Genomic DNA, 2,473 nt, shown 5'->3' on the forward strand with positions numbered 1-2,473 from the left:
GGGAACTGGTCGGTATCCCAGCCGTTCTGCGCATTGCCGCGGTTGGCATCGATGCTGCCCAGCAGGCCGTGGTCGCTGGCCACCTGCAGGTCGTGCTCGAACGTGTGGCCCGACAGCGTGGCGTGGTTGGCTTCGATGTTGAGCTTGAAGTCCTTCTCCAGCCCGTGCTCCTTCAGGAAGCCGGCCACCGTGGCGCTGTCGAAGTCGTACTGGTGCTTCATCGGCTCCATCGGCTTGGGCTCGATCAGGAAGTTGCCCTTCAGCCCGATGCTGCGGCCGTAGTCGCGGGCCATGGTCAGGAAGCGGGCGAAGTGCGCGACCTCGCGCTTCATGTCGGTGTTGACCAGCGAGGCATAGCCCTCACGACCACCCCAGAACACGTAGTGCTCGCCGCCCAGTTCGACCGTGGCCTCCAGCGCGGCCTTCACCTGCACCGCCGCCCGGGCGACCACGGCAAAGTCCGGATTGGTCGATGCGCCGTTCATGTAGCGCGGATGCGAGAACAGGTTGGCCGTGCCCCACAGCAGCTTGATACCGGTGGCGTCCTGGCGGGCCTTGGCCAGGGCGGTCATGTGGGTGAGGTTCTTCTGGTACTGGCCGATGTCCTCGGCATCGGGTGCCAGGTCGATGTCGTGGAAGCACCAGTACGGCACGCCGAGCTTGGTGAAGAACTCGAACGCGGCATCGACCTTGGCCTCGGCCGTGGCCATCGGCGAACCCGCTTCCCACGGGAAGTGGCGCGTGCCCGGGCCGAAGGGGTCGTGGCCGGCATTGCAGAAGGTGTGCCAGTAGCAGACGGCGAAGCGCAGGTGCTCCTGCATGGTCTTGCCGCCGATGGTCTTGTTGGCGTCGTAGACCTTGAACGCCAGCGGGTTGTCCGAGCCGCGGCCCTCGAACGGGATGCGGCCGATGCCGGGGAAGTATTCCTGGGCGCCGATGAAGGGCTGCGTGCTCATGGTGCGTGATCCTGTGGTTGTGCGTGATGTACGTGGGGGTGTCAGCCGCGCTGCAGCGGCGTGAGGGCATCGAGGTGCTGAAGGAAGCGGCGGTAGGCCGCGGCATAGGCTTGCGTGCGGGTGGGATCGGGCGTGGCGGACAAGGCCGGCTCGGTGGCGACATGGGCGCGGGCGATGTCGGCGATGGACGATGTCTCGCCACGCGAACGGCCCCATGCCCACAGCGCCTGCAGCGCCGCACCGAAGGCCGCGCCCTCGGCCTGCACCGGCACATCCACCGGCAGGCCGAACACATCGGCCACCAGCTGCCGCCACGCGGCGCTGTTGCTGCCCCCGCCGGTCAGCACGATGCGATCGAAGTCCATGCCGGCTCGCACGAAGGCATCGAAGCCGTACTTCAGGCTGTAGGTCGCCCCTTCCATCGCGGCGCGGTAGACATGGGCCGGGGTCATGTTGGTCGTATCCAGTCCGGCCAGCACGCCCTTGCCCAGCGGCAGGTCGGGCGTGCGCTCGCCGTTGAGGAAGGGCAGCATCACCAAGCCGTCTGCGCCGGGCGGCGTGGCGTGCAGGTGGGCATCGCCCTCGCGCGTGCTGAAGCCGAACGCCTTGGCCACCTGTTCGGTGGCCACGGTGCAGTTCATCGTGCAGATCAGCGGCAGCCAGCCGCCGGTGGAGGAACAGAACGCGGCCCAGGCGCCGGCCGGATCGACTACCGGGGTATCGGAGTAGGCGAACAGCGTGCCCGAGGTGCCCAGGCTCATCGCCAGCCGGCCCTCTTCCACGCAGCCGGTGCCGATGGCCGCCATCATGTTGTCGCCGCCGCCGACGGCGACCTTCGCCGTGGCAGGCAGCCCCAGCGTGGCGGCCATGCCCGCATCGATGTCGAACAGCGCATCGGGTGCAGCGATCGGCGGCAGGCAGTCGGCCAGATCGCGGTCCGCATCGGTCGCGCGAAGGAGTTCCTTCGACCACGTGCGCGTGCGCACGTCGAGCCAGCCGGTGCCGGAGGCATCGCCCCACTCGCAGAAGCGCTGGCGGGTCAGCACGAAGTTGAGGTAGTCGTGCGGCAGCAGGATGCTCGCCAGCTGTGCATAAGCCTCGGGGCGGTGGGTCTTCGTCCATGGCAGCTTGGAGGCGGTGTAGCCGGCCAGGATCGGATTACCCGCCAGCGCAATCGTCGCTGTCGAACCGCCCACCGCGTCCATGATCTGCGTGCACTCGGCCGTGGTGCTGGTGTCGCACCACAGTTTGGCCGGTGCGAGCACCTCACCCTGCGCATCCACCGGCACGAAGCCGTGCTGCTGGCCCGACACCGACAGCGCCACGATGCGCGCACGCAGTGCCGGATCGATGCGGTCGAAGCAGGCCTGCATCGCGGCGACCCAGTCGGCGGGGTGCTGCTCGCGGCTGCCGTCCTCGCCGCTGATCAGCTCCAGCGGCGCGCTGGCACTGGCCACCACCGCACGTGTGGCAGCGTCGTACACCACCACCTTCAGGCTCTGCGTGCCTGCGTCGAT

Annotated in this window: 2 protein-coding genes; both read right to left on the minus strand. The window is 68.4% G+C overall.

The window, feature by feature from the left end; translation table 11 throughout:
* Positions 1-956: xylose isomerase (locus tag WBN46_RS18995; RefSeq protein ID WP_337732949.1), on the minus strand; the 956-nt coding region annotated here is incomplete at its 3' end.
* A gap of 41 nt (positions 957-997) precedes the next feature.
* Positions 998-2,473, minus strand: a 1,476-nt coding sequence (gene xylB / locus WBN46_RS19000) for a xylulokinase (RefSeq protein WP_337732950.1), incomplete at its 5' end; no start/stop codon positions are given.

It is taken from the genome of Pseudoxanthomonas sp. CCNWLW251 (assembly GCF_037402255.1).
Lineage (GTDB): Bacteria > Pseudomonadota > Gammaproteobacteria > Xanthomonadales > Xanthomonadaceae > Pseudoxanthomonas_A.